This is a genomic window from Mediterraneibacter flintii (genome assembly GCF_055387595.1).
Genome location: NZ_AP031405.1, coordinates 309256 through 335339 on the forward strand (window position 1 = coordinate 309256; position 26084 = coordinate 335339).

The following is a 26084-nucleotide window of genomic DNA, read 5'->3' on the forward strand; positions in this document are numbered from 1 at the left end:
TCGCTTTTCTATAAGAGTGCCTGCGTTTCTTCCTTTATCTGTGCCGAAAATGCAAGAAAAATTAAGAAATCTTTTCCGGTATTCCCGATGGAATGTGTACTGCCGGCAGGAATAAATACGGCATCGCCGTCGCGGAGTGGCTTTGTTTCACCGTCTATGGTGATTTTCCCTTCCCCAGAAATAATGTAATAGACTTCTTCGTGATCGGCATGGGAATGGGCTTCATAAGATTTTCCTTCCTGAAGCATGGCATATGCCACGTATAACATACCTTTCATACAATAATTTTCTTTTGCTGGATCATAAAATGCCTGTCCTTTTAAAAGTTTATAATCAATTCCATAGTTATGAACAATAGTAGGTGAAACATTTCGCCAGTTTTGAACTACCATAATAGCGCCTCCTTTTATATTTTGATAACAAATTCTTCTCTTTGCAGACCGGTCAGAATATCGTGGGTGTTTGCGGTTACGAGTACCTCATCTTCGATTCGCAGACCACCAACTCCAGGAATGTAGATACCGGGTTCTACGGTAATTACCATATTTTCTTCTAAAATTTCTTCAGATTCAGGAATAATAGGCGGATATTCCTGGCTACATATACCAATACTATGCCCCAGATAAGGATGGAACCATTGGGCATATGTGTGGCCTTCTAGAATCTGATAGGCACGGTCGAACAGTTGATAAAATGTAATTCCGGGACGAATAAGTTCGATAAGAAAACGCTCTATATCCCATACTAGGCGATAGAGTTCAAGCTGCTCTTGCCGTGCGGAACCCACAGCAAATGTACGTGTCCAATCGGAAGCATACCCATTTACGGTAGCTCCAAAGTCCAGAAGAACCATGTCATATTCTTGAATTATACGGTTACTTGGAAGGTTGACTGTTCTAACTGCATTCTCTCCTGACAATACCTTAGCGGTAAAAGGAACGCCATCAGAACCGTTTTTTCGCATAGAATATTCTAGTTCTGCTGTAAGTTCAAGTTCTGTTGTGCCCGGACGTATCTTGCCTCTGATCTCCTCCATGGCATTGCAGGCTATTCTTGCAGAGTCCCTAAGAGCTTGTATTTCCTCCGGAGATTTTCGCTTTCGCGCTTGCTTTAATGAAAGCGAAATGTCCTGCCATTGTATTGGTTTTATAAAATGCTTGAACTGTTCGGTAAGTTCTAAATAAAGTTCCAATTCCATGCCGTCCTTTTCAAAACCGAGAATCTGGCGGTTTTTAAAGGAATCTGTCAAAAGATTAGAAATTTGTTTCGCAAGACCGGTAATACCTTCGGTATAGGGAATAAGCTGTATGTCACCGAATGAAATAGGGTTCTTTTTAATATCGTCTTCTATGTAAGACTGCCAGTTTAGCGGAATGATAAAGAAGGTCTTTTCGGGAAACATAAGAAGGCAGTTTGGCCCAATCTGTGCAGGTCTTTTGGCAGTTGTAGAAAATCCTGATATATAAAAGATATTCTGGGATGAAGAGATTAAAATAGGATACCCTTTATCTTTAAAAAGTTCGGAATAACGCTTCATAATTTACAGTAACCTCCTTTTTACTTATCGGGCAGAACTACAAAAGCAGTGTCTGTGTTATCAGACGAAACATCTGCATTTTCTATAATAGCCAAAGTTGTGCCAGGCGCTGTTATGTGGGTATGCCAGACGCCGGCTTTAATATTATACAGACAGAGAGGAACCATTGGTGTACTGGTTATATTGCCTGCATCTTTTCCTTTTCCATCACCTGTATACAAAGTACAGGAACCGTTAAGGAGCAGGAAAACTTCATCAGAAGTGGTGTGCCGTTGCATTTCATGTACGTTTTCTCTATGAAATTTGGGAGTATCATTGAGAAAGGCAACACGCCACCCGTCAAAATATACAAGGGGATGATAACCTGCCTGCGTGCAGGGAATAATTTCGAGGAATCGTTTGTCCATAATAAACCTCCTGTTAAAATTCTTCTTTAAAATACATCAAAAGGCATTCGGACACAATATAAAAATAACAGAATTGCAATAGTTTCTATCTTGAAAATATTTTTCTGCAAATTATTCGATTTTCATAAAAAATATCTGTACCTGGACAGAAAAAGAGTAACTTTCTGCATGGTACAGATAATGGGCTATTTCTTTTTACGACTGGAAAGAACCACTTTTTTACAGGCTTCTACCTTGTCAACAGACATAGGGCGTCTAAGAATTTCAGCCTGGATAGAACCGATAATTTCAATTTCACAGATACTTGCAAGATGAGAGTATTGCAGGTCATCGGGAATATTATAACTATATAGCAGCTTTTCATCAGCCATTTTAGCCATTGTAGAGTTAGGAGTGGCTGTGATAACAATGACAGAAGCCTTATTTTTTTTCGCAATATTTAAGGCGTTGATGACAGAATGAGCTTCACCGCTGTAAGCAATACCTATGGCAACATCCCCTTTTTTCATGGTGTTTGCAATCAGCTTCATGTCGACTACATCATTGGCAACAATACTGGATATATTGACTCTAAGTAATAACTGCTGCGCGTACAGGGCGGAGATGTACCCGCCACTTTGACCGAAAAAGACGAGTTTACCTGCCGACTGAATAGCATTTACAGTGCGAATCAAGCTTTTTGGATCTAAAGTACGCAGGGTGTCAAAGATAGCATTATAGGAACTCTTTGTAAGCTTCTGCATAATTACATGTAAACCATCATGTTTGTTTATAATAGAATCGGCGGTGAGAGGCGGGAGAAGATTTTTCTCTACATAAACTTTTAACTCATTAAAACCTCTGTAGGATAAGGCTTGACAGAAACGAGTGACGGTAGAAGGAGCTGTTCCGGTTTTTTTAGCAATCATAGTGATGGAACTTTTAGCGACTATTTCCTGATTATTTAGAATATAGTTGGCAATTCGTTTCTGTGCTTTAGAAAAGGAGGAGTAGGAGGTTTTAATTCTTCCTACATATTCTACATCTTTGTTTTTTGAAAATATTTCCATATTTTGTTGTATATCCATTTATATTCCCTCCCGTCTGTTTCTGAAACTATGTATATTATAACACGATTTTATAAGTATTTGTGAAGAAGATGTGATAGCAGAACTTTAGGGTAAAATCGAATTTTTTGCAAAAAAAGTCATATGATTTTGGAAAGTGTTGTAATATGGAAGGTTTTAAGTTTACAATTTTGTAGGCTTTTGGTACAACATTAACTATAGAAAAACGGCCATTTTTCTTCTAAGAAATTCTGAATAAATATATAGGTTAAAAGGGTTAAAAGATTATGAAGATTACTCAGGTAAAAACGATTCTTACATCTCCCCGCCAGAATTATCTCTTTGTAAAAATTTACACAGATTCTGGAATATATGGAGTGGGAGATGCATCCTTAAACGGTAGAGAACGTGCGGTTGCAACGCTTATAGATGTATATCTGGCTCCTATGCTTATTGGAAGAAACCCCGAGCAGATCGAAGATTTCTGGCAGCTCGCCTACCGAGGCTCGTACTGGCGGGGAGGCAACGTAGAAATGAGCGCGCTTAGTGGGATTGATATGGCGTTGTGGGATATTCTGGGAAAGAGTGCCAATAAGCCACTATATGCATTGTTAGGGGGAAAAGTACGTAATAAAGTGCTGTGTTATTCACATATCTTTTTGGATGATACAGAAAATGCAAAAGAAAAGATAGCGGATTATGTACGTTCAAGACAAATTCAGGTAATACGACTGCGGGTAGGAGCTCCGGCTGCAAAAGGAACATTAGGCGTAAATGAAGAACAGATGACACCGTTTGTAGAAAATTGGGATTCGGAAGAAGAACTGGAACGTACAGTAGAATACTTTGCCAGAGTCAGAGAAGCAGTTGGTGAAGCAACAGGCATTATATATGATTTACATGAGCGTTTTAGCCCGGACAGAGCAGTTCGCGTTATCCGCCAATTAGAACCATATAATCCATACTTTATTGAAGATCCGATCGCTCCGGACTGTGTGGAAAGCCTGCGCTATATCAGAGAAAAAACATGTGTTCCTCTTGCATTTGGGGAATTGTATAAAAGTAGATGGGAATGTCTTCCTGCTTTAACTGGAAAATGGGTGGATTATTTAAGGTGTGATGTGATTCGAGTCGGTGGAATCACAGAAGCACGTAAAATTGCGGCGTTGGCAGAAACATATGATACGAAAATGGCATGGCATGGACCAAATGATGTATCACCGATTACACATGCAGTGAATTGGCATCTGAATATATCGGAATATAATTTTGGAATCCAAGAAGATGGAACAGTTGATGATTTGATTAAAGATGTAGTATCAGGCGGGCCGATATATCAGGACGGATGGCTCGTAATGGAAGAACGGCCGGGAATTGGGTGCGACATAGATGAGGATGCGGCGGCGCTGTATCCATTTCGAAAAGCCTACCTTCCTATTTGCAGACAAAAAGATGGCAGTATACATACATGGTAAGAAGGATAAGATGAATGGATATTCAAGTACAAGGAGGCAAAGAAAGATGGAGCAATTAGATTTTTTGTTAGATGCAGAGATTCCTGATAGTGGATGGAAATTTGAGGCGGAATTAAGCTGCCTTAGATATTCTCATAATGGCCCGGCGGATATCGATGGTTTTATAAAAAGTAAATATGGTTTGATATATAAGAAACTAAAAGAACTTGGCTATATGTATGAAGAAGACCCTACAGGGGCGCCCATTACAAAATATTATGAAAAGATGGGACTCAACAGGGAAATGTTTGAAAATGAAGATTACTATACGAGGTGGCTTCTGATTTCTCCGAAAGAGATAGAAAAGGAGGGTAAGAATGGGCGAAAATTTCCCCTTGTGATAGTAAATCATGGCGGTTCTCATGCAATAGGAGAAGATGAGTTTGTATGTGGTATGCCTTTTGTAGCAGCTAAAGAACGGATTATGGTCATGTATGCACAAGATACACGTTGGACTAATACAGACCGTATACTAAATATCATTGCGGAGAAATATCCTCTTGATACAGAACGGATTTATATGATAGGACATTCTGCTGGAGGGTATCAGGTGACGTCTACATATTTTCGGATACCGTCGCGACTGACGGCAGTGGCACCATGCGGGTGTGATATTTGGAGAGATTATGACAGTTTTAACGTCCCATATACAGAGGAAGAAATAAAAAAATTAACGGATACATTTGTCCCATTTATGCAGATAGTTGGGCAATATGAGGCGTCTGGATTTGCGCCAGTCAATAATTGGCATCCCCGTAAAGACTGGGGGAAAGAAAGGGATATGGAACCGTGGAAAGATCCCCGCAGAGATGACGACAGAGATCCTACTCGAATTCATGGAGGACGCAGAAGGTTTAGTGATATGCCAGTACCTCCGGAAGGGGCGGATATCCATGAATGGATGATAACCCGATTGAATAAAAGAATGCATTCATTGGGATGTGAAGAAAGAGATGCCAAAACATGTATTTCTTATTTAGAAAATCCAGATACAGAATTACATCATGTACTTGGTTTCTACGGCGACAGAGAAAAGATAGAATATCTTTACGGTTATAAACACTATATGGCAGATATTTACAACAAAGACGGTATCGATGCGTTCAGGTACGTAGTAGTGGAGAATTCTCCTCACTGCTGGCCGGTTACAACAGGACAACTGACATGGGACTTTTTTAAACAGTTCCGCAGAGATAGGGCGACGGGAAAAATCGTAGAAGAAGAATATAAAAATAATGATAGTCAAAGGGAATGAATGGAGGGGTTTCCATGGGTAAAGAAAAAACAGTGAGTAATGTACAAATGAAAATATGGAATCTGGGATTTACGTGTGTATTTATATCTTATCTGGCAATGTCAGTGGGACAAAAATTGGTAAATCCACTTATTTCGAGATACACAAATTATCTGGGCGGTTCTGCGACAATTATAGGACTGGTATCCAGCAGTTTTGCCATTGTAGCGCTTGCCTGCAAGATTTTTTCAGGACCAGTAATCGATACGTTTAAGAAAAAAAGTGTTTTAATTTTTGCATTGGTTGTAATGTGTATTTCCTATGCCGGGTATGCAATTTCTACGAGTGCGACAGAAATGCTTGTCTTTAGAATGATACAGGGACTGGGACAGGCGTTTACCTCCACTTGTTTTACTGTGGCGGCGACGCAGACGCTTCCAAAGGAAAAGTTAAGTGCCGGAATGGGAGTATTCTGGACAGCACAATCAATTCCGCAATTATTTGGTGCGGCATTAGGCGTACAGCTTGCGGATATGGTAGGGTATCATTTTGCATTTGGATTAGGCGCGGGGCTTATGCTTTTGGCAGTGATTATTACCTGCTTTATGAAAATTGACTCCGGAGAACCCCATGAAAAGAAAAAAGTGGAAATTAAGCTGTCCAATATTATTACAAAAGATGCTCTGCTTCCAGCTTCGTTTATTGGTATATTGTATCTTGGGTACTGCTCGATTGGTTCTTTCTTAATTGTATTTTGTGATGAACAGCATATTGCAGGAAATGCAGGATTACACACAACAGCATATGCAGTAGCTCTTTTAGTGGCACGCCCGTTTATTGGGAAAATGGTAGATCGCTTCGGTTTTGTCAAGGTAACGATAATTAATGTAATTCTTTGTATTGTTACATTCTTTATGATTTCAGCTGCAAGCAATATATGGATAATTATTCTTGCAGGAGCAGTTGTAGCATTTGGCTTTGGAGCGACACAACCGACGATTCAAGCGTTGGCTATGAAGTGCTGCAAATCAGATAAAAGAGGGGCGGCAAGTAGTACAAATTATATCGGTCAAGACTTAGGAAGTTTATTCGGTCCGTTGATTGCCGGAGTTGTGGCGGATACTTTTGGATATGTAAACATGTGGCGCATTATGACGATTCCATTTTTTATTGTTCTCGTCCTTCTTTTCTTGTCGCGTAGAAAGATTGGAAAGCTTGAATCAGACTTTGTGGCTGAGAAAGTGGAGAAGTGAGCAAACTACAGATGAAAAACTATATGTAAAAAGGATATGCAAAATATAGAAAGAGGCGGAGAAAATCTTCTCTGCCTCTTCTGCTTGTGATCACTTTGCGATTTATTTATTATTATTCTGCTGAGATAGCACCTGTTGGACAGGCAGCCTCACATGCCCCACAATCTACGCATGCATCAGCGTCGATTTCATATTTGCCATCGCCTTCGGAAATAGCGCCTACTGGACATTCGCCTTCGCAAGAACCACAGCTTACACATTCATCACTAATTACGTGTGCCATGAGTATGTACCTCCTTTATAAATTTACAACAGCATATACTTACTATTGTTACCCTCATTCTAATACAATTAAAATAAATATACAAGCAGTTTTGTGCTCTAAATTAAGTACAAAGAAATAGTTACTAATAAAAAATTAAGAAAAATTTCCTTTCTTTTTCCAAAAGTTTCGTGTATTGTATATAGGTAGTGTGTGCCCTTTGGGGTATATCGTATCAGGAGAACGAATATAAAGTTGGGGTTAAAATACTGGAGGCTGCAAAATGAAAAAGAGATTTGTTATACTCACATCGCTTGCCGTTTGTATAACAGGCATTTTAGGAGGGTGTGGCTCGGATAATGGAGGAAATCCTTTTACGGGAGACAAGACGAAGGAGCCGGCATATCAGGCGAACCTGAATGCGATTTCTCCGGCGGCATACAGAGATGCTGACGGTCTGGAGCTTGAGCCTGGTTCTTATATTTCTATTATTGGAAAGGACGACAGCTCTGCTTATTGGAAAACGGTACAGGCAGGTGTTGAACAGGCGGCTGAGGATTTGAACGCGGCACTGGGATACAGTGGGGAAGACAAAATAAAGGTGACATATAATGCGCCGGACAGCGTAGAGAATATTGATGAGCAGGTGAATATACTAGATGAAGAGCTTGCAAGGTATCCGGACGCCCTCGGTATTGCAAGCATAGATGAATCTGCCTCAACGGTTCAATTTGATCTTGCGGCAGAAAACGGAATACCGATTATTGCACTTGATTCGGGGAATGCTTATCAGGGTATACAATGCACCTGTAAGACAGACAATGCGGATGCGGCAAAGACAGGCGCATACAAGCTCTGTGATGAGATAGAGGATGAAGGGGAGGTTGTGCTTTTCGTCCATGATTCTATATCCAGTACGGCAAAGGAGCGCGAGGAAAGCTTTAAGGCGGAGATAGCGGCAAATCATCCAAATGTGACGATTGCAGAGACGATCTATTGTGATCAGCTCGATGAGATGAAGAAGACTGCTGCAGAGGAGATGAACGCCGAAAAAGGAGAAGAAGAGGCGGAAATCACGGCAGACAGCCTGAGTGATGAAGATGTGATCCAGTATTATTTGGATAAGCATCCGGAAGTAAAGGGGTGCTTTGGAACCAATATTACGGCTACGCAGTTGATTGTTACGACGTTAAGACAGATGGAAAATACAGAGAACGTAGTGGTTATGGGATTTGACGCAGGCGAGTCACAGTTGAAAGCTCTGGAAAGCGGAGAGATAAAAGGTCTGGTAGTGCAGAATCCGTTTGGCATTGGATATTCCTCGGTAATAGCTGCGGCGAGGAGTGCACTTGAGATAGGAAATGAGGCGGTAGTAAATACAGGGTATATCTGGGTAACACAGGAGAATATGGAGCAGGATTCGATCAAAGATATGCTGTATGAGTAAATATAAGTGATGACCGACTGAAAAATACAAAGAATACGTCTTGTATAAGGGCTTTAGCTCTGACACAAGACGTATTTTTATTTTAGAATAGTCAAATCTTCGTTTCGACGTTTTATATTCTACAGTGTTTTCTTTTATTTGATATTTAGTTCTTTTTCAGAATTCATAAAGAAACGTTTGAGCGCATCTTTTAATACCTTCTTATCCTTTTGCAAAAGGGCGGTCAAAACCTTACAGCGGTAAAGAACAGCGCTTTCTCTGGAGCTTGTAAGGCTTAAAATTTTGATGGAAAGCTCCTTACGCAAAGCGAGTGTTGTCTGAAGCAGCTTATTCATAATACTATTGCCGCAGTATTTTCCGATATGCAGATCAATATCAGCTAACAAGTGTTCCATCTGGCTGCCGGTTATTGTATCGGTATTTAAGTTGAGCAACTCTTCCCGAGCCTGTGTAACGTAGTCGCGGATTTCCTCATTCATTTGATCAAAGCATTCCAGGTAAACTTCGGTTTCGATGAGCTCCCGCGCTGTATAGATCTCATCAAACTGGTTTAGATTTTGATGATACATCCAAAGTACGGTTTCTTCTGGAATGTCAGAATTATTATCAGCTACATATGTGCCGCCCCCAGGGTGTATATTTACCATTCCGATCAATGCGAGGGCTCGGATTGCCTCTCTGACACAGCTGCGTGTAACTTTATATTTTTCGGCAAAAGCCCTCTCTGTAAGAAGCTTTTCACCAGACTTTACCTCGCCGGATACAATCATCTGTGCAATGCTTTCGATCACTTTGTCTGAAGCAGTTGTTTTGTTTGTTTCATTGCTCATTATAAAATCTCCTCAAGTAATCAGGTATAGAATGTGTATTGATAATAAAAAATAAAAATAGTTATACTCAAATATAAATATTTTAACACAGCTATAAGCGGACGGGCAATAAAATTGTTTAAAAAAGTATCAGTTCAGCCCGCGCCATTCATAAAACCGCACTTCGTGCTTATTGTGGCTGCCGCCACTGTTTTACTCATTGACGGGCGCTTTGCTCATCTGTATATCAGTCGCCGGATTCTTATGCAAGCATAAATCCGTCTCCTGCTAACAGATGGCTGAACTGATACAAAAAAGTAGCCGATGCATAAGTGTTCAGCTTTAAAGTATGAACTACTTAATTTCATCGGCCGTGTACTTAATTGTTATAAATTAATTTTTTGTCTATTACTGCATCCAGCTTTGCTTTTGCTGTATCGTTGAGAGGAAGCAGAGGCCGGCGAACATTACCAGCATGTATTCCCTGGCGCCCGAGAATATATTTGATGGAAGCAGGTAGACCCACGTTGAGAAGAACCTGGAGAATATCGGTCGAAGCGGAAATGATTTTATAAATTTCACTTTTTTTAGGAGTTTCATATAATTCTACGATTTTATTATACTGTGGCAGCATGAAATTAAAGGTACTGCCGATAAAGCCGTCACAGTGGTAATTCAGCATAGGAATCATACGGCTTTCAAAACCGCCCATAATTTTAATATCCGGATTGATTGCCTTGATACGTTTCATTCTATAAGATTGCAGATTGGTGTGTTTGATCATTCCGATAGCACCAGATTTTAATAGTGCCCGAATTTCTGCATCATCTGTGTTCAAATCAGCATGTGTGCTGGAAGGAATATCGTAATACAGAACAGGTCTTCCTACTGCTTCCGCTAAATCGTAATAATAATGCGCCAGTTCCTTTGTTGTAAATGCGAAATAAAAAGGCGGTGTAGAAGCGATGTGTTTTATACCGCAGGAAAGAGCAGCTTTTGCCATTTCGATTGCATGATCTGTACTGATAGAGCCGACATGTGCGTAGATATCGAGATCATGGAGTGTATTGCTAGCAAGCTCAAACATGTGAATACGTTCTTCTGTAGAGAGAAGAAAACATTCTCCGACACTTCCGCCTATAAAAAATCCGTCTGCTCCTTCTTTTATATTCTTTTTCCACAGCTTTTGCATCTCTGCATCGTCAATACGATTGTTTTCATCAAAAATCGTGATTGACGCGGAGATCATTTCTTTTCGGCTTATCATAACTCTCTATCCCTTTCTTCTATAAATCTTAACTCTAATTATAAACTTTGAAATTTTTATATGCAATAAAAAAATGAAAAAATTGGCTATACCAAATTGATTATAATTTATATAAAAAAGAAAAATGAAAATGTATTAATTAAAATAAGTATATGGTATAACCAATTTCACACCTTTATATCAGTATATTTGTTGAGAGAAATAAAATCAATAGTTAAAAATGCACATAAAATAGAATAATATTTTGTATAATTGTTCGTATTGACAATAAAATGGATGAAGTGCATAATCTTAATAAAATAAAATTGGTACTACCAATAGTTAAAAATAAAACAAACAATAAATGGAGTGGACAATGGAAGAAAAGAAGATATTAAAAGGAATTACATGGGCACATAGCAGAGGGTATACGTCTATTGTAGCAGTTTCACAGAGATTCATGGAGTTGAATAAAGACGTGGAGATTACTTGGGAAAAGCGTTCGTTGCAAGAATTTGCAGATGCTCCGATTGAAGAGCTTTCTAAGCGGTATGACCTGCTTATTATTGATCATCCCTGGGCTGGGTTTGCTGCAAAGCATGGGATTTTACTCCCGCTTCAGAAATATTTAAGCGCAGAGTACTTAAAGGATCAGGAAGAAAATTCCGTCGGAAAATCTTATATCAGCTATGACTTTGACGGGTTTTTAAGCGCTCTGCCAATTGATGCGGCGACGCCGATTGCAGTGTACAGACCGGATTACTTTGAGACAACAGGAGAAAAGGTACCGGAGACATTTGAAGAGGTTTTGGAGCTGGCGAAAAAAGGAAAGGTTATATATGCGGGAATTCCGATCAATCTTTTGATGGATTTTTATATGTTTGGTATAACCGCAGGCTATACGATGTTCAATGGAGAAGAAGTAATCGGCAGAGAAGACGGCTGTGCGGTTCTCGAGGAGATGAGAAGACTTTCTTCTCTGTGTACAAAGGAAATTTTTGACTGGGATCCGATTGCGGTGCATGAAGCGCTTTCTTCTGAGGAAAAATATGCATACTGTCCTTTTGCATATGGTTATACCAATTATTCTAAGGAAGGGTATGCAAAGCACCTTTTGAAAGCGTGCGATGTAGTGTCATATAAAGGAGAACATTTACATACAGTACTGGGCGGTACAGGTCTTGCTGTCTCAGCGGCATGTGAAAATAAAGAGACGGCGGTGAAATTTGCAGAATATGCAGTATCGCCTCTGATTCAAAGAACATTGTTCTTTGAGGCGGGCGGCCAGCCGGGACACCGTGCAGCATGGCTGGATGAAGAATGTAACAGAAGAAGTCTGGATTTCTTTAAAGATACTCTCAGGACGCTGGATGAATCCTATTTACGTCCAAGATACAGCGGGTATCTGTATTTCCAGGATCATGCAGGCAGCTATGTGCGTGAGTATCTGATGAACGGAGGAAATCCGGCAGAAGTTCTGGAAAATATGAATACACTCTACAGGAAATCAATGGAGGTGGATGCATGAAGCCATTAGAGGGAATCCTTGTCCTGGATTTTAGCCAGTATCTGGCAGGGCCGTCATGTTCTCTTCGTCTGGCGGACATGGGAGCAAGGGTAATTAAGATAGAAAGACCGGGCGGCGGAGACAACTGCCGGAAAATGTCTTTGAAAAATCTGGTAATAGATGACAACAGCGTATTATTTCATACGATCAACCGCAATAAAGAAAGTTTTTGCGCAAACATAAAAGATCCGGAAGATTTAGAAATTGTAAAAAAATTAATTGCAATGGCGGACGTTCTGATTGAGAATTTTCGTCCCGGTGTTATGAAGAAAAACCAGTTAGATTATGAGTCGGTTAAGAAAATAAATCCGAGATTGGTATATGGAACAATTACGGGATATGGAGCAGAGGGTCCCTGGGTGAGAAAACCGGGACAGGATCTGCTTGTCCAGTCTATGTCAGGACTTACCTGGCTGAACGGAAATGGAGAGAATCCTCCGACTCCATTTAGCTTGTCAGTCGTAGATTCCTATACAGGAGTACATTTGGCAGAAGGGATTCTGGCGGCTCTGTTTAGAAGATGTAAGACAGGAAAAGGCGCGCTGGTGGAAACAAGCCTTATTGAGTCGGCGATCGATATGCAGTTTGAAGGGATTACCACCTATTTAAACGACGGAGGGAAGCTGCCGGTCAGGGCGAATTATAATAACGCGCATGCGTATCTGGCTGCGCCGTATGGAGTGTATAAGACACAGGACGGTTATATCGCTCTTTCGAAGGGAAGCTTAAAGGCGCTTGCAGGATACCTGAATATTCCAGAGCTTGCACAATTCAATGACTACGAGGATACGTTCCAGAAACGAGATGAAATTAAACAGTTGATAGGGGATAAGCTCGTTACCAATACAACTGCTCACTGGCTGGAAATACTGGAAAAAGAAGATTATTGGTGCTCCGACGTGTATACATGGGAAACACTGCTGAACACGGAAGGATTCCAAGCATTGAATTTCCTGCAGGATTTGGATTTCAGAGACGGCAGAACGATCCGCACGCTTAGATGTCCGATTAAAGTGGATGGAGAGGCATACTATTCTTCTAAGAAAGCTCCGGATTTAGATGAAGACACAGACAGAATAAAACAAGAATTTGAGCTGGAAAAGGAGGGACTGGCATGAAACCACTTGAGGGAATAAAAATACTCGATTTCAGTCAATATCTGGCAGGGCCTTCCTCTACACTGAGACTGGCAGATTTAGGCGCTGAAGTAGTGAAGATAGAGCGTCCCGGCAAAGGAGACGGCTGTCGGGATTTATATGTGCCTAACTGCACAATAGAGGGAGAAAGCCCGTTATTTTGTGCTGTCAATCGCAATAAAGACAGTATTGCGCTGGATCTGAAGGCGGAGGAAAATGCAGAAATCTTAAAGAAGCTGCTTCAGGAAGCGGATGTGGCAATCTTTAGTTTCCGTCCGGGCGTGGCAGAGAAATTGGGTCTTTCTTATGAACAGGTAAAACAAGTAAATCCCAGATTGATATACGGAGAAGTGAGTGGCTACGGACAAACCGGCCCGTGGAGTACGAAACCGGGACAAGATTTACTGGCACAGTGCATTTCCGGACTGCCATATTTAAACGGAAATAAAGAGGACGCACCGACGCCGCTTGGACTGTCGTTGGCGGACATGTTTGCAGGACAACATTTGGTACAGGGAATTCTGGCGGCATTGATACGGCGTGAGCAGACGGGGCAGGGGGCTTATATTCAAGTAAATTTGCTGGAATCTATATTGGATATTCAGTTTGAAGTGCTTACGACCTATTTAAACGACGGACATGAGCTTCCGGTCCGAAGCGCCGTCAATAATGCGAATGCCTATATTTCAGCGCCTTACGGGATTTATGAGACGAAAGAAGGGTATCTTGCGCTCGCTATGTGCTCGATTGTTGTGTTGGGAGAGCTGCTCGGATGTGAAGCGTTGACAAAATACACAGATGAAAGTGAATGGGCGACGAAGCGAGATGAAATCAAAGGCATTTTAAAAGAACATCTCATGCGTGAAACGGCAGACCATTGGTTATCTATTCTGGAGAAGGCAGACATATGGTGTGCGAAAGTGCTGAACTGGAAAGAATTGTTTGAGACAGAAGGCTTTAAGCAGTTAGGTATGCTGCAGGGAATATATAGAGATGGAAAAGAAATATTTAAGACAACAAGCTGCCCGATAAAATTTGACGGGGAACGTTACTACAGTGAAAAACCTGTTCCCTCTATAGGACAGGATAATGAAAAATATATAAGGAGGTAAAGGAATTGGAGAAAGCTATTTACTATGAGGATTATGAGATTGGCTCTGTACGGGAGACAACAGGAAGGACGATAACGGAAACGGATATTGTTCTCCATGCCGGACAGACGGGGGACTTTTTTCCGCATCATATGGATGCAGAGTGGTGCAAGACGACGGATTTCGGACAGAGAATCGCGCACGGAACTTTGATATTCAGCGTAGGAGTAGGTATGACGGCAACGCTGATTAATCCGGCGGCATTTTCTTACGGATATGACAAGCTGCGTTTTATCCGTCCGGTATTTATCGGAGATACGATAAAGGTAAAAGTTGTACTGAAAGAAAAATATGACAGCCCGAAACATCCGGATAAAGGATTTGTCGTAGAAAACGTTCAGGTATATAACCAGAAAGAAGAATTATGTCTGGTAGCGGATCATCTGATGCTGTGTGATAAGAAAGAATTTCATGGTACAGAAGCATAAGGGTGGAAATCAATAAAAAACTGAAAGGAAAAGGAAAACAAATATGAATAACGTTTTATTAGCGCTTTTTTTGATTTCATATGTAGTTATGATAGTTGCCCTTGTGAAGGGGTATAATCCTTCTCTGGTCTTACTGGGGACAGGTATTTTGTGGGCAGTCCTGGGAGGTATGAACCTTCAGGGAGTGTTAAACGATCTGATTTCAGGACAGTTCAACGCGCAGGCGGTTTCGTTTATGACCATCATATTCGGTTCATGGTTCGCGCAAGTTATGATACAGACCGGAATTGTAAAGACAATTATAAGGACAGCGGTCGAGCTGGGCGGAGATAATCCGAAGATTCTGATTGCGATCATTATGATTGTTGTCAGTGTTATGTTTACTTCTCTATATAGTATCGGACCAGCGATCGCGGTCGGTGTTATTGTGCTCCCGGTTATGATTTCTCTCGGGATTCCGTCTAGAATCTCAATCGTGGCATACGGAGTATCTATCGCGGTAGCACAGCTTCTAAACGTTTCACAGTACGTTGTTATGAGAGGGCTTCTCTCCTACATAGATGAAATTCCAGAGACTATGACATCCCCGTGGACACCGTATGCGTTTGTTGCATTTGGAGTGGGCGTCGTAGTTAGCATTGCAGGTGTTCTATTTATGTATAGCTTATCTACGAAGAAGAAGGCAAAGAAAGTAAGAAAAGTAAAGAGCTGGGCGGTGAAAACTTCTGACAGCGATGAGGTTACGTTTGTTCCATGGTATGTCTGCATTGCAACGATCATTCCGGTGATCCTGATGATGGCGTTCAAGGTAAATATTTTCGCTGCATTTATCATCGGTGTTCTTTATGCAATTCTTACCGCTAAGATTACATATAGAAAGATCCGTATCTTCCCGATGATCAGCAAAACTTTTAAAACAGGGGCAGGCGAATCAGCAGGGATGATTATGTATATGGCATGTGCATATACAGTGGCAAGCGGAGCATCCGCAATCAGGCCGGTTCTGCAAAATACCCTGGGGGGGGGGTGTTGCCTGAAACAACATTAGGAATCACCATTTTTATGCTCGTATTAGTTCCTTTGTTTATGTATCGTGGACCTTTGGCTCTAGCTGGAGCCGGTGCGGCGATTTATGCGACGATTTTCGCCGTAGGTGCAGTTCCGGTTACTTATCTGTGGCTATTATGTTTCGCAGGAAACTCTATTTACAGTGCTGTGGATCCGACAAATTCAACGAATGTATGGACTTGTTCTTATGCGAAGGTAAAGCCGTTTGAATTTATCAAGACGGCACTGCCGATCAGTTGGATATATGGTATCGTCATACTTGGAATTTTGTATTATATGCATGGATAAAAGGGCATGGGTAAAAAGGAGGAGCTATGAGTAAAAGAAAAGTACGTATGGGAATAGATGTAGGCGGAACTCATACAAAAGCGGTTGCAATAGACAACGACACATTTGAGATTATTGGTAAGGTGCAGGTACCGACTACACATGACAGTGAACAGGGCGTTGCTGCGGGCGTAGTAGAATGTTTTCAGAAATGCCTGAAAGACAATGAGATCAATCCGGAGGATGTAATCTTTCTGGCACACAGTACGACACAGGCGACCAACGCTCTGCTGGAAGGCGACGTAGCGCATGTCGGTATTATCGCGACAGGAGGAAAAGGGCTTTCCTCTCTTCTTATAAAGAGCCAGACAAAATTGGGGAACCTTCCTCTTGTAACAGGAAGGTATATAGAAACACATACCCGTTACATCGACAAACAGAATTTAAATGAAGCGTCTGTACGCAAGGCAATTCAGTCTATGAGGGCAGAGGGTGCAGAAATCATTGTTGCCTCTGAAGTGTACGGCGTAGACGACGGCGAAGGAGAAAAACTGATCGCGAAAGTAGCAAAAGAAGAAGGGCTGAACGTAACACAGGCGTCCGAGATCAGCAAGCTTTACGGATTGACGACCAGAACCCGTACCGCAGCCGTGAATGCGAGTATTCTTCCGAAGATGCTGGATACGGCAAATTCTACAGAAAATAGCGTAAAGGCAACAGGGATACAGGCGCCTCTTATGATTATGAGAGGAGACGGGGGCGTTATGAGCATTGAGGAGATGAGAAAGCGTCCGATTCTATCCATGATGTCGGGGCCGACTGCCAGTGTTGTCGGCGCGCTGATGTATCTGCGTGCGTCTGTAGGTATTTATTTTGAGGTAGGCGGTACGAGTACAAATATTGGCGTAATCAAAAATGGAAGGCCGACGATCCGCCATGCAGAACTGGCTGGCTACAGGACATATGTCAATTCATTGGATGTACGTGTTCTTGGCGTGGCAGGGGGCAGTATGGTACGTGCAGATCATGGAAAACTGGTAGATGTAGGGCCGAGAAGCGCCCATATCGCAGGCCTGCCGTACAGTGCATTTGCTGACGAGAAGGATATTGAGGAGCCAGAATTGTATTTTGTAACACCAAAGAAGGGGGATCCGTCTGATTATTGTGCGATCCGCTGTAAAAACGGAAAGAGCTATACGATTACAAATACGTGTGCGGCAAATGTTCTGGGACTTACCAGCCCTGAATTTTATGCACATGGAAATCAGGCAGCTGCGAAAAAGGCAATGAAGCCACTGGCAGATTATCTTGGCGTTTCAGTTGAAGAGGCGGCGCGCCAGATTTTGAGCACTGCGTGTGCAAAGCTGATACCGGTCGTAGAAGAACTGATTGCCGAGTACAAGTTAGATTCCGATCAGGCAGTGCTTGTAGGCTGCGGCGGTGGAGCTGCCGCCCTCATTCCGTTCATGGGGCAGGCGATGAACATCAAGTATAAAATCCCGCAGAATGCGGATGTTATTTCCTCTATTGGCGTAGCGCTGGCAATGGTGAGAGATACGGTAGAGCGTATTATCCCGAATCCTACGGAGGCGGATATTACAGCAATCCGAAGAGAAGCGGTAGAATCGGTAATCAAGCTGGGAGCTGCTCCGGACAGTATTGAAACAGTAGTGGAAATTGATAATCAGAAACAGAGAGTCTCTGTATCGGCAATGGGTTCTACAGAAGTGAAGACAACCGATATGATGAAGGCGGTAGACGAAAAAGAGGCGAAAAAAATCGCCGAGGAAAGCTTTGGAAACAAAGGGCAGAAGATAGAGCTTGCAGGAAAGACCGACGCAATGTACGTATACACACAGGAGCGTCCAGAAAAGAAGCTGGGCAGAAAAGCAAAGGTGACACATGCGATCCGCGTTCTGGATCAGAAGGGCTTTATCAAGCTGCAGACAGCGCAGGGCACTGTGATGGATTCTACGATAGGAGCTCTGGAAGCAGATTTCAAAAAGCTGTTTGACGAACTGAGTACTTACAAGGGAGATGTCATCATTTGTCCGGATCTGTTTATCGTAGTAGGCGGAAGAATTATCGAGGTGTCCGGCGTATCGAACTTAGAGCAAGGAATCGGTATCATCAATGCAGAGATCAGCGGAATGCCGGCAGGCGAAACCGCGATCATGATCGGTATCAGACAGGCGATTTAATCAGGAGGCTATGACGTTGGACAGCATACAGGGAGATGTGATTTCCTATTTAAAAACCATACCGGAAGAAAAATGGGACGCCTATATTTTACGGCAGGATATGTTTTACAGACATTACACAGAAGAGATGTGTGCCAGTATCGTACAGAAAGCAAAAGAAGCCGGCCGTAGAAAGGCTTTTGAGATATTGACTGAAGGAGCAGATATAAATGAGCTTATCAGGAAGTACGGATTAAATGTAAAAGACGCGGAAGACAAAGAATTTATCATGCCGGATTCCATAAATTTTGCAGAGTACCACGACGGAAATATCCTGATATCGAAAAGGCTGCTGGAGGTTTTAGAACAGAAAAAAGAACTTTTGCGCGCGGGATTAGGCGACTTCAAGGTGTGGGACGTTTTGTTTTACCATGAGCTGTACCACCACTTTGAGGATATAGAGGATCATCTCGAAAACGCCGGAATCACTTACGAGGTGAAGCCTCTTCCCTTTATCAAAAAGAAAATATCCCCAGAGAGCGCCGGTGAAATTGCAGCATATGAATTTGCCAGACAAATGCAGAAAATAGATTTTCATCCGTATATACTGGGAATTATCGGATTGTATGAGTATAAAAAAGAAACGGCGGAAAAAATTATAGAAGACATTATGAAACTTTGATTCCTAAGCGAATAGCATGAACAAATGAAGCTGTGTGCATTACTCAAGTCTGTATCAGGCATAGTTTCAGAAAGCAGTGAAATTGATGGAGATAAGGGAAAGAAAATGCGGAACATGAAACAGAAGAGAATTGCGGAAATCATAAATAATCTGATCGCAGAGGGGGACAGTATCATGCTGGATGCCAGCGGTATTGCTCTGGAGATTGTCAGGCTTTTAGATAAAAAAGGTCTTACTGTTATCACAAATTCTGCATCAGTTGCTTTTCAGATAGTGAAGAAACCTGGCTGGAGAGTTCTGCTTACAGGCGGAACTCTGTCCAGCAAAAGCCATGCATTTGTCGGGCCTTATACAGACAGGACACTGCAGGGGTATCGGGTAGATAAAGCAATTATCTCCTGCGATGGAATTGCTCTTTCTGCAGAAATTACAGATGCAGACATGTACTATGCAAACAGCAGGAAAATGATGCTGGCCGCGGCGAAAGAAAAGATTCTGGCTGTTGAGAGTGAAAAATTTGAAAAGACAGCTTTTGCCGGTATCGGTACACTTCGTGAAATGACTACTGTGGTGACAGACAGAAAGCCTGACAGGGAGTGGGAAAATATTTTTGAAAAGAATAAAGTACAGTGCCTGTATCCAGGTATGTGTGAAAAAGGCATATCTTATCGGGCAAAGCCGACCATTTCGAAGGGAATAAATTACGGTGTATCCTTTAGGATATAGAAATAACATGATATGAAAAAAAGAACCTCTATTTGCCTAATAGGGGTTCTTTGACATTCTGAAGGTGCCCGACTGGATGTCCAACACAACAGTTAAGCCTTGCTCAGAGAAAATATAAATTCAGTTCCTACCCCTTCTGTACTGATGACATTGATATGTTCGTCGTGGGCGGAGATGATTTCTTTGACAATGGACAGCCCGAGACCGGTTCCTTTTTTGTCTTTGCCGCGCGAAAGATCGGACTTATAGAAGCGTTCCCAGATCTTGTTGAGTTCTTTTCTGGGGATTCCAATGCCGGAGTCTTTGACAGAGACAAAAATCTTATCATTTTTTTGAGTTACCTCTATGATGACAGAAGATTCATTTTCACTAAATTTAACAGCATTGTCTACCAGATTGTATAAAACCTGCTGGATTTTGCGTTTATCTGCATAGACCTTTGGAACATCAGGAAGGAGAAGAAGCTGTATGGATACGTGCTTTGCCGTACAGGCTCCTTCAAAAGAGGCGGCAGTGTTTTTAATGACTTCCTGTATGTCAAAAGAGGTTTTGTCTAAAAGCAGCTCTTTTGTGTCAAATTCATTCAGGGTGAGCAGGTCATGTGTCAGATCTGTCAGCCGTTCTGTCTCAAATAAAATGATTTTCAGATATTTTTCATGCAGATTAGGAGGAATTGTTCCGTCTGTCATTGCCTCTATATATCCTTTGATGGAGGTGAGAGGAGAACGAAAATCGTGGGAGACATTTGCCACGAACTTTTTCTGGTAATCCTCCATATCCTTTAGCTGGGAAGACATATAATTCAAAGAAGCGGATAAATACCCCATCTCGTCATGGGTATAAACCGGAATCTCGTAATCCAGATTTCCCAGTGCATACTGCTTGGCTGCTTCCGAAACCTGTGCGAGAGGCCTAAATACGAAGAAGTGAAAGCCGAGCAGAAAGATAAAAGAAAGAATATAAATCACGAGCAAAGTAATATAGATGGTGAACATCAGGCTGCTGCAGGTAGTATCGATAGAAGTGACAGGGCTGTGTATGAGCAAATACCCTTTGGTTGTGAAGCCCTGTGTTACGGGCGCCATGACAGTAATCACATCTTCATCAAAGTAACCGTGGTAGTCCCCGATAATATACTGATTATTTCCGATTTCTGCAGGATCAAAGTCCTCAATGCATTCAGGGTAAGTATTACTTTCTAAATTAGAAGAAGTAATCAGCACGCCGTCTTTGTCTACAAACCACAGAGAGGCATTCAGGTAGAGCTTCATTGCCTTTAATTGGGAGTGGACGGACCAGGAAGTCATATTTCCTGAAAAATAGGACGGCAGATACTCAGTGGCAATCAGATTCGCCTCCTTAAACAATGTCTGGGAGGTATTTTCTTCCAGGCGATCCTTGATTAGCTGTGGAGAGAGTGTGGCAGTCGCAAAGATGCTTAAAAAACCAAATATAATATATATAATAATAAATTTTAAGTACAGAGTACTTTTCATAGAGCAACTTCCTTTGCCGGTTTTTTATTTTGCTTCAAATTTATAACCGATTCCCCACACAGTGCTTAAGCTCCAGGTGGGATGATCCTTGATTTTTTCGCGCAGACGCTTGATATGGACGTCTACTGTTCGAGTATCTCCGATATATTCATATCCCCAGATGCGATCCAGCAGTTGCTCCCTTGTAAACACCTGGTTTGGGGAAGCAGCGAGGAAATATAGCAGTTCTAACTCTTTGGGAGGCATGTCGACGGGTTTTCCATCACAGAGAACGGAATAGTTGGTAAGATTGATAACCAGATCCTCATACTCTACGCATTTTGTCTTTTCTTTCTTGGGCTCTTCTGTTTTAGCGGGCTGGTAACGGCGAAGCACAGCGCGGACGCGCGCCACCATTTCTTTGGAGTCAAAGGGCTTCATAATATAGTCGTCAGCACCTAATTCTAATCCTAAAACCTTGTCAAATACCTCGCCTTTTGCTGACAGCATGATGATCGGCGTGGAAGATTTTGCGCGTATTTCCCGGCAAACCTGGTATCCGTCGATGCCAGGCAGCATCAAATCGAGTAGAATGAGATTAGGACGGTAAGTTTCGAACGCTGTCAGGGCGTCCTCGCCATTGTAAACCATTTTTGTATCAAAACATTCTTTTGTGAGATAAAGAGAGATAAGCTCTGCAATATTCTCGTCATCATCTACAATTAGAATTCTCTGTTTTCCTATCATAGCAGCCTCCTTATGATTATTTTATTGTTTTGACTTTTATTTTAACTCTACAATCGTAACACCGGCATCTCCTTCGCCAAACTCACCAAGACGGTAAGATTTGACATGTCTTTGGCGGCGGAGATATTCGTGGATACCTTTTCGCAGAGCGCCTGTGCCTTTGCCGTGTACAACCCGGACGGTATTTAAATGAGACAAAAGGGCATCATCCAGGTATTTGTCCAGTTCCATAACCGCCTCATCCACAGTTTTTCCCAAAAGATTGATTTCCGGACTGACGGACAGAGATTTGCTCATTTTGAGTTTTCCTTTATTTGTCCGCTTCATATTTTTAGCCGTATAGGATACAGGCTCTTCGATGATCTCTAAGTCAGAGAGGGGAACCTGAGAACGTAGAATGCCCATCTGTACGGTTACAGTTTGACGGGAATCGGGGAGAGAACAAATGGTTCCTGTCAGATTCATACTCAATACCTTTACAGATTCTCCAAGCTTGAAGTCGGAAGGCTTGTATATTTTCTGTGGCTTTTGTATCTGTATGGAGGAGGAAGAGGCAGTAGCTTTTATTTTCTGGCGCAGCCGTTCACGTTCCTTTTCCATTTCCGCTGCTGAGATATTTTCCTTCCCGAATTTACGGAAATTTTTTATAGTCTCGTCTGCAACCTCTTTCGCATCACGCAGGATAGCGGCGGCTTTCTCATTTGCTTCACGAATAATTCGATTTTTTTGATCCTCTAATTTCTCTTGTTTTTGGAGAGTCTTTGTTTTCAGCGCCTCAATCTCCCGTTTGTAGGCCGCGATTTCTTCCCGTTCTTTTTCTATCGTATGTCTGCTTGCTTCTAGATCAGATAAGAGATCTTCGAAGGAAACATCCTGCTCACTTAATCTTTTTTTTGCATCCTCAATGATATAGTCCGGAAGTCCCAGCTTTCCTGAAATTGCAAATGCATTACTTTTCCCTGGAATTCCGATTAAGAGACGGTAAGTCGGGCGCAGACTTTCCACGTCGAATTCACAGCAGGCATTTTCTACGCCGTCTGTAGAGAGCGCGTATACCTTCAATTCGCTGTAATGTGTGGTTGCCATGGTACGGATTTGGCGTTTGTGAAGATGAGAGAGGATCGCGATTGCCAGGGCTGCTCCCTCCGTAGGATCAGTACCTGCTCCCAATTCGTCGAACAATACGAGCGAATGGCTGTCTACCTTCTTTAAGAAGGATACAATGTTTGTCATATGGGACGAAAAAGTACTCAGACTCTGTTCAATGCTCTGTTCATCTCCTATATCCGCGTAAACCTGGTGGAAAACGGCAAGCTCACTTCTGTCGGAGGCGGGAATGTGAAGACCTGCCTGTCCCATCAATGTAAAAAGCCCGACCGTTTTTAAAGATACCGTTTTTCCGCCGGTATTTGGACCGGTGATGATAAGCAGGGAAAAATCTTCTCCCAGAGAAACGGTGATGGGAACCACCTTCTGCGTATGCAAAAGTGGATGGCGCCCTTCCCGTATATGAATTCTGCCTTCTGTATTTAAAAGTGGACGGCTTGCGTTCATGGATAAAGCTAAGGAACCCCTTGCGAAGATGAAATCTAAGTCCGTAAGAATTCTGTAGTCTGTACGGATTTCTTCTATATAAGAAGCCGCTTCTTCACTTAGACGGGATAAGATAACCTGTATTTCCTCCTGCTCTTTTGCATAGAGCTCTTTTAAGTCATTATTTAATTTTACAACCGCCATTGGCTCGATAAATAAGGTGGAACCGGTGGAGGACTGATCGTGTATAAGCCCATGTACCTGTCCTCTGTATTCCGCTTTTACGGGAAGGCAATAGCGATCACCACGCATGGTAATGATAGGATCCTGCAGATACGTGCGGAGAGAACCATTTACCAGATTATTTAACGTAGCGTGTATTTTGCCGTTGATGGATTCCATACTCCGCCGGATACTTCTTAATGTGCTGCTGGCGTCATCGCTGATTTCCTCCTCGGAGAGAATACAGCGTTCAATTTCACCGGAAAGCAGGGTGAGAGGCTCCAGACCATCAAAATAATTGTCCAGGCAGTCTGATGACTCCTCCTGTGTGTCGTGCCTGCCGTAAGATTTCACACGTGCGGCACCCTGCAGCAAACGGCAGATGCGCAGGAGTTCCCCGCTTCCCAATGCACCACCGATTTCCAGACGCTTCATGGATTCCTCTACGGGGGAGGCGTCTCCGAAGGAAGGACGGCCCTTTTTGATGATGCGTGTAAATGCAGCGGCGGTTTGTTCCTGGTATGTGTTGATTTTATCTATATCCGTCATTGGCTTTAAACGGCGGCAGAGCTGTTTCCCGCGAAAAGAAGAAGCTTGTTCTTCGAGCAGCAATGTGATTTTATCGTATTCCAGTTTATTTAATGTTTTCTGGTTCATATTTTACACCTTTTCATTTCATAGCTTTAAATCTACTCTTCATTTTACCTTATAATGAAAGCAAAGAAAAGGTTTTTTGTGACAGAGTGAAATGAAGTTGAACAATCAGAGTGAATCGGTTATACTATTGACTGAAGGAGATTAGAGCCTATGCCGTACGATGAAGACCCGAAACAGAGTCCGAAGGAGGGCTCTGGGAAAAAGGAAGAAGAACCTTTTTCTTTTTTGCAGGAAACAATCAAGCCGAAGCCTCTTAGCAGGGAAAAAATTTTGAGCCAGTTAGCCCGCATTGCTATATACGGGCTGATTTTTGGAGTTTTTGCCTGCTTTGGTTTTTTTGCGCTTAAACCATGGATAGGAAAACACTTTCAGGGAGATCCAAAGACCGTTACCATACCGGAGGATGAGGAAGCCAAAGAGAATGAAGAGGCAGAAGCAAACGAAGAGCAGGTAAATGCGACGGGACTTAGTGCGCTCAGTTATGAAGAAATGATGGAAAGTATGTATGAGACGGCTTCAGAGGCATATAAAGGGGTTGTTTCTGTGACGGCTTCTTCCAATACGGAAGACTGGGAGAGTACAGCAACAGGACTTAGGACAAGCGTAACCGGTGTGATAGTGGCGGACAATGGGCAGGAGCTTCTGATACTTGCAGATAATTCGATCTGTGCAGAGGCACAGGGGTGGTATGTTGTCTTTGCGGATGGAAACAGATACAGCGCTTCCTTGAAAAAGCAGGATAAAAACAGCGGTCTTGCTGTATTTGGTGTGGTGAGGGACAATATAACAGATACGACATGGAATGCGGTGAAAGTGGCGGAGCTGGGAAATTCAAATCTTTCTAAGCCAGGTGACGTGGTGATTGCGCTTGGAAATACATTTGGCTATGCGGACGGAACCGGATACGGCATCATCAGTTCTAATTCTTATAAAGAAATATTTTCTGACGGAGAGTGTCAAGTGCTCGCGACAGATATTGCGGCTTCGGAGGACGGAACGGGTATTCTTTTTAATCAGGAAGGGCAGGTAATCGGACTGATTTCTCCAAATATCTGGGAAGAGAAAGAAGGCGCTACGGCAAATGCATTTGCAATTTCTGACCTAAAGGCGGCGATTGAATTGTTAGTAAATGGGGAGAGTGTCCCTTATATTGGAATTTCCGGAACGGCAGTGACAAATGAGATTGCGCAGCAGCAGTCAATGCCGTCGGGCATGTATGTGGTGCAGGTGGACGCAGATTCACCGGCGATGGCAGCAGGAATTCAAAGTGGAGATGTGATACAGGAAATTTCCGGTACGGAAGTGATGAACACTTCCACATACGAGAAGGCTGTGCTGGAGTGTAAGACCGGAGAGAATGTAAAGCTGAAAGGGAGCCGCCTGGGAGCTGACGGATATGTGGATATTGAGTTTACTGTGACGGTGGGAAGCCAGGAATAGAATGCTGTAAGAAATAGAAGTATGCGCAGTAAAACAATTAAAAAATTGAC

Annotated in this window: 24 protein-coding genes; 14 read left to right on the forward strand and 10 right to left on the reverse strand. The window is 42.4% G+C overall.

The annotated features are described in order from the left end of the window. Positions 1-8: 8 nt before the first annotated feature. From ACZ5C4_RS01415 to ACZ5C4_RS01430, 4 genes are all read right to left on the reverse strand, one after another. The gene (locus tag ACZ5C4_RS01415) at positions 9-392 is read right to left on the reverse strand and encodes a cupin domain-containing protein (protein ID WP_464519483.1); all 384 of its coding nucleotides are present in this window, start codon (positions 390-392) and stop codon (positions 9-11) included. Positions 393-406: 14 nt separating this feature from the next. After that, the gene (locus ACZ5C4_RS01420) at positions 407-1537 is read right to left on the reverse strand and encodes a M24 family metallopeptidase (RefSeq protein WP_464519484.1); all 1131 of its coding nucleotides are present in this window, start codon (positions 1535-1537) and stop codon (positions 407-409) included. 20 nt (positions 1538-1557) lie between these two features. Beyond that, positions 1558-1944 (reverse strand): cupin domain-containing protein, encoded by a 387-nt coding sequence (locus tag ACZ5C4_RS01425; RefSeq protein WP_464519485.1) that lies wholly within the window; start codon positions 1942-1944, stop codon positions 1558-1560. 185 nt (positions 1945-2129) lie between these two features. Then, positions 2130-3011 (reverse strand): MurR/RpiR family transcriptional regulator, encoded by an 882-nt coding sequence (locus ACZ5C4_RS01430; protein WP_464519486.1) that lies wholly within the window; start codon positions 3009-3011, stop codon positions 2130-2132. Between the two features lie 266 nt (positions 3012-3277). Here ACZ5C4_RS01430 and ACZ5C4_RS01435 point away from each other — a divergent pair, with 266 nt between their 5' ends. The 3 genes from ACZ5C4_RS01435 to ACZ5C4_RS01445 are packed head-to-tail and all read left to right on the forward strand — an operon-like array spanning position 3278 to position 6991. Next, positions 3278-4465 (forward strand): enolase C-terminal domain-like protein, encoded by a 1188-nt coding sequence (locus tag ACZ5C4_RS01435; RefSeq protein WP_464519487.1) that lies wholly within the window; start codon positions 3278-3280, stop codon positions 4463-4465. A 46-nt stretch (positions 4466-4511) separates the two neighbouring features. After that, positions 4512-5759 (forward strand): alpha/beta hydrolase family protein, encoded by a 1248-nt coding sequence (locus ACZ5C4_RS01440; protein WP_464519488.1) that lies wholly within the window; start codon positions 4512-4514, stop codon positions 5757-5759. Between the two features lie 14 nt (positions 5760-5773). After that, the gene (locus ACZ5C4_RS01445; protein WP_464519489.1) at positions 5774-6991 is read left to right on the forward strand and encodes an MFS transporter; all 1218 of its coding nucleotides are present in this window, start codon (positions 5774-5776) and stop codon (positions 6989-6991) included. 112 nt (positions 6992-7103) lie between these two features. Here the strand turns inward: ACZ5C4_RS01445 and ACZ5C4_RS01450 are convergent, their stop codons facing one another. Beyond that, entirely contained in the window at positions 7104-7274 is a 171-nt protein-coding gene (locus ACZ5C4_RS01450) for a DUF362 domain-containing protein (RefSeq protein WP_009244075.1), read from the reverse strand. Positions 7275-7536: 262 nt separating this feature from the next. Between ACZ5C4_RS01450 and ACZ5C4_RS01455 the strand changes: the two genes are divergently transcribed. Beyond that, positions 7537-8700: a substrate-binding domain-containing protein gene (locus ACZ5C4_RS01455; RefSeq protein ID WP_464519490.1), complete on the forward strand. Its 1164-nt coding sequence runs from the start codon at positions 7537-7539 to the stop codon at positions 8698-8700. 134 nt (positions 8701-8834) lie between these two features. Here ACZ5C4_RS01455 and ACZ5C4_RS01460 read toward each other — a convergent pair whose 3' ends face one another. Further along, positions 8835-9530 (reverse strand): FadR/GntR family transcriptional regulator, encoded by a 696-nt coding sequence (locus tag ACZ5C4_RS01460; protein ID WP_464519491.1) that lies wholly within the window; start codon positions 9528-9530, stop codon positions 8835-8837. 358 nt (positions 9531-9888) lie between these two features. After that, on the reverse strand, positions 9889-10776 hold the full coding sequence (locus ACZ5C4_RS01465) for a dihydrodipicolinate synthase family protein (RefSeq protein WP_464519492.1): 888 nt from the start codon (positions 10774-10776) through the stop codon (positions 9889-9891). Between the two features lie 355 nt (positions 10777-11131). Here ACZ5C4_RS01465 and ACZ5C4_RS01470 point away from each other — a divergent pair, with 355 nt between their 5' ends. From ACZ5C4_RS01470 to ACZ5C4_RS01510, 9 genes are all read left to right on the forward strand, one after another. After that, positions 11132-12283, forward strand: coding sequence for an extracellular solute-binding protein (locus tag ACZ5C4_RS01470; protein WP_464519493.1), 1152 nt, complete (start codon positions 11132-11134; stop codon positions 12281-12283). Beyond that, positions 12280-13440: a CaiB/BaiF CoA transferase family protein gene (locus ACZ5C4_RS01475; protein WP_464519494.1), complete on the forward strand. Its 1161-nt coding sequence runs from the start codon at positions 12280-12282 to the stop codon at positions 13438-13440. Before ACZ5C4_RS01470 ends, ACZ5C4_RS01475 begins: the two co-directional genes overlap by 4 nt. Further along, a complete protein-coding gene (locus tag ACZ5C4_RS01480; protein ID WP_464519495.1) occupies positions 13437-14570 on the forward strand; it encodes a CaiB/BaiF CoA transferase family protein in 1134 nt (377 codons plus the stop codon). The genes ACZ5C4_RS01475 and ACZ5C4_RS01480 overlap by 4 nt, the downstream gene beginning before the upstream one ends. A gap of 5 nt (positions 14571-14575) precedes the next feature. Next, a complete protein-coding gene (locus tag ACZ5C4_RS01485) occupies positions 14576-15037 on the forward strand; it encodes a MaoC family dehydratase (RefSeq protein WP_464519496.1) in 462 nt (153 codons plus the stop codon). 43 nt (positions 15038-15080) lie between these two features. Continuing rightward, positions 15081-16085 carry a hypothetical protein gene (locus ACZ5C4_RS01490; RefSeq protein WP_464519497.1) on the forward strand — a complete coding sequence of 335 codons (1005 nt, stop codon included), beginning with the start codon at positions 15081-15083 and terminating at the stop codon, positions 16083-16085. Beyond that, complete coding sequence (locus tag ACZ5C4_RS01495; protein WP_464519498.1) at positions 16067-16393, forward strand: hypothetical protein; 327 nt, start codon at positions 16067-16069, stop codon at positions 16391-16393. The genes ACZ5C4_RS01490 and ACZ5C4_RS01495 overlap by 19 nt, the downstream gene beginning before the upstream one ends. Before the next feature lie 26 nt (positions 16394-16419). Then, positions 16420-18573, forward strand: coding sequence for a hydantoinase/oxoprolinase family protein (locus tag ACZ5C4_RS01500; protein WP_464519499.1), 2154 nt, complete (start codon positions 16420-16422; stop codon positions 18571-18573). A gap of 16 nt (positions 18574-18589) precedes the next feature. Next, on the forward strand, positions 18590-19234 hold the full coding sequence (locus ACZ5C4_RS01505; protein ID WP_464519500.1) for a hypothetical protein: 645 nt from the start codon (positions 18590-18592) through the stop codon (positions 19232-19234). Between the two features lie 114 nt (positions 19235-19348). Next, entirely contained in the window at positions 19349-19960 is a 612-nt protein-coding gene (locus ACZ5C4_RS01510; RefSeq protein WP_464519501.1) for a DeoR/GlpR family DNA-binding transcription regulator, read from the forward strand. A gap of 92 nt (positions 19961-20052) precedes the next feature. Here ACZ5C4_RS01510 and ACZ5C4_RS01515 read toward each other — a convergent pair whose 3' ends face one another. From ACZ5C4_RS01515 to ACZ5C4_RS01525, 3 genes are read right to left on the reverse strand one after another with little or no spacing between them, the layout of a single operon-like run. After that, the gene (locus tag ACZ5C4_RS01515) at positions 20053-21456 is read right to left on the reverse strand and encodes a sensor histidine kinase (RefSeq protein WP_464519502.1); all 1404 of its coding nucleotides are present in this window, start codon (positions 21454-21456) and stop codon (positions 20053-20055) included. A 24-nt stretch (positions 21457-21480) separates the two neighbouring features. Next, positions 21481-22182: a response regulator gene (locus ACZ5C4_RS01520; RefSeq protein WP_464519503.1), complete on the reverse strand. Its 702-nt coding sequence runs from the start codon at positions 22180-22182 to the stop codon at positions 21481-21483. A gap of 36 nt (positions 22183-22218) precedes the next feature. After that, positions 22219-24594: an endonuclease MutS2 gene (locus tag ACZ5C4_RS01525; RefSeq protein ID WP_464519504.1), complete on the reverse strand. Its 2376-nt coding sequence runs from the start codon at positions 24592-24594 to the stop codon at positions 22219-22221. Between the two features lie 150 nt (positions 24595-24744). Between ACZ5C4_RS01525 and ACZ5C4_RS01530 the strand changes: the two genes are divergently transcribed. Beyond that, a complete protein-coding gene (locus ACZ5C4_RS01530) occupies positions 24745-26034 on the forward strand; it encodes a S1C family serine protease (RefSeq protein ID WP_464519505.1) in 1290 nt (429 codons plus the stop codon). Positions 26035-26084: the final 50 nt, after the last annotated feature.

Bases quoted from the DNA above. Each gene is read 5' to 3' on its own strand.
- ACZ5C4_RS01415 (WP_464519483.1), bottom strand. From the start codon at position 392: ATGGTAGTTCAAAACTGGCGAAATGTTTCACCTACTATTGTTCATAAC.
- ACZ5C4_RS01420 (WP_464519484.1), bottom strand. From the start codon at position 1,537: ATGAAGCGTTATTCCGAACTTTTTAAAGATAAAGGGTATCCTATTTTA.
- ACZ5C4_RS01425 (WP_464519485.1), bottom strand. From the start codon at position 1,944: ATGGACAAACGATTCCTCGAAATTATTCCCTGCACGCAGGCAGGTTAT.
- ACZ5C4_RS01430 (WP_464519486.1), bottom strand. From the start codon at position 3,011: ATGGATATACAACAAAATATGGAAATATTTTCAAAAAACAAAGATGTA.
- ACZ5C4_RS01435 (WP_464519487.1), top strand. From the start codon at position 3,278: ATGAAGATTACTCAGGTAAAAACGATTCTTACATCTCCCCGCCAGAAT.
- ACZ5C4_RS01440 (WP_464519488.1), top strand. From the start codon at position 4,512: ATGGAGCAATTAGATTTTTTGTTAGATGCAGAGATTCCTGATAGTGGA.
- ACZ5C4_RS01445 (WP_464519489.1), top strand. From the start codon at position 5,774: ATGGGTAAAGAAAAAACAGTGAGTAATGTACAAATGAAAATATGGAAT.
- ACZ5C4_RS01450 (WP_009244075.1), bottom strand. From the start codon at position 7,274: ATGGCACACGTAATTAGTGATGAATGTGTAAGCTGTGGTTCTTGCGAA.
- ACZ5C4_RS01455 (WP_464519490.1), top strand. From the start codon at position 7,537: ATGAAAAAGAGATTTGTTATACTCACATCGCTTGCCGTTTGTATAACA.
- ACZ5C4_RS01460 (WP_464519491.1), bottom strand. From the start codon at position 9,530: ATGAGCAATGAAACAAACAAAACAACTGCTTCAGACAAAGTGATCGAA.
- ACZ5C4_RS01465 (WP_464519492.1), bottom strand. From the start codon at position 10,776: ATGATAAGCCGAAAAGAAATGATCTCCGCGTCAATCACGATTTTTGAT.
- ACZ5C4_RS01470 (WP_464519493.1), top strand. From the start codon at position 11,132: ATGGAAGAAAAGAAGATATTAAAAGGAATTACATGGGCACATAGCAGA.
- ACZ5C4_RS01475 (WP_464519494.1), top strand. From the start codon at position 12,280: ATGAAGCCATTAGAGGGAATCCTTGTCCTGGATTTTAGCCAGTATCTG.
- ACZ5C4_RS01480 (WP_464519495.1), top strand. From the start codon at position 13,437: ATGAAACCACTTGAGGGAATAAAAATACTCGATTTCAGTCAATATCTG.
- ACZ5C4_RS01490 (WP_464519497.1), top strand. From the start codon at position 15,081: ATGAATAACGTTTTATTAGCGCTTTTTTTGATTTCATATGTAGTTATG.
- ACZ5C4_RS01500 (WP_464519499.1), top strand. From the start codon at position 16,420: ATGAGTAAAAGAAAAGTACGTATGGGAATAGATGTAGGCGGAACTCAT.
- ACZ5C4_RS01510 (WP_464519501.1), top strand. From the start codon at position 19,349: ATGAAACAGAAGAGAATTGCGGAAATCATAAATAATCTGATCGCAGAG.
- ACZ5C4_RS01515 (WP_464519502.1), bottom strand. From the start codon at position 21,456: ATGAAAAGTACTCTGTACTTAAAATTTATTATTATATATATTATATTT.
- ACZ5C4_RS01520 (WP_464519503.1), bottom strand. From the start codon at position 22,182: ATGATAGGAAAACAGAGAATTCTAATTGTAGATGATGACGAGAATATT.
- ACZ5C4_RS01525 (WP_464519504.1), bottom strand. From the start codon at position 24,594: ATGAACCAGAAAACATTAAATAAACTGGAATACGATAAAATCACATTG.
- ACZ5C4_RS01530 (WP_464519505.1), top strand. From the start codon at position 24,745: ATGCCGTACGATGAAGACCCGAAACAGAGTCCGAAGGAGGGCTCTGGG.